Annotated in this window: 1 protein-coding gene; it reads left to right on the top strand. The window is 63.6% G+C overall.

Annotated features, from left to right (window positions below):
- Positions 1-970, top strand: a 970-nt coding sequence (locus EN991_RS37815) for an ABC-F family ATP-binding cassette domain-containing protein (RefSeq protein WP_164769734.1), incomplete at both ends; no start/stop codon positions are given.

Raw genomic sequence — 970 nt, 5'->3', positions numbered from 1 at the left:
GCCCGCATCCTGTTGATGCGGCCCGACGCCATGCTGCTCGACGAGCCGTCGAACCATCTCGACCTGGAGAGCCTGATCTGGCTGGAATCCTTCCTGAAGAACTATGATGGCGCGCTGTTGATGACCTCGCACGACCGCGAGTTCATGAATCGCATCGTCAACAAGGTGGTCGAGATCGACGCCGGTTCGCTGACCGCCTATTCCGGAAACTACGAATTCTACCAGCAGCAGCGGGCGATCGCCGACAGGCAGCAGCAGGCTCAGTTCGAGCGCCAGCAGGCGATGCTGGCCAAGGAGATCGCCTTCATCGAGCGCTTCAAGGCGCGCGCCTCGCATGCCGCGCAGGTGCAGAGCCGGGTGAAGAAGCTGGACAAGATCGACCGCGTCGAGCCGCCGAAGCGCCGTCAAACCGTGTCCTTCGATTTCCTGCCGGCGCCGCGCTGCGGCGAGGATGTCGTGACGCTGAAGAACGTCCACAAGGGCTATGGCAGCCGCAGCATCTATGAGGGGCTCGACTTCCAGGTCCGCCGCCGCGAGCGCTGGTGCATCATGGGCGTCAATGGCGCCGGCAAGTCGACGCTTCTGAAGCTGGTCGCCGGCGCTTCCGAGCCCGATACCGGCACGGTCGCGCGGGGCCCAAGTGTCAAGATGGGATATTTCGCCCAGCACGCCATGGAGGTGCTGGAAGGCGAGCGCACTGTGTTCCAGACACTGGAAGACGCGTTCCCCCAGGCCGGCCAGGCGCCGCTCAGGGCACTCGCAGGCTGCTTCGGCTTTTCCGGCGACGAGATCGAGAAGAAATGCCGTGTGCTGTCAGGCGGCGAGAAGGCGCGGCTGGTGATGGCGCTGATGCTGTTCGACCCGCCCAACCTTTTGGTGCTGGACGAGCCGACCAACCATCTCGACATCGCCACCAAGGAGATGCTGATCACGGCACTTTCGCAGTACGAGGGCACCATGCTGTTCGTCT

Source organism: Mesorhizobium sp. M7A.F.Ca.US.005.03.2.1 (genome assembly GCF_003997795.1).
GTDB lineage: Bacteria > Pseudomonadota > Alphaproteobacteria > Rhizobiales > Rhizobiaceae > Mesorhizobium > Mesorhizobium ciceri.
This window is presented reverse-complemented; position numbering and strand designations above follow the sequence as displayed.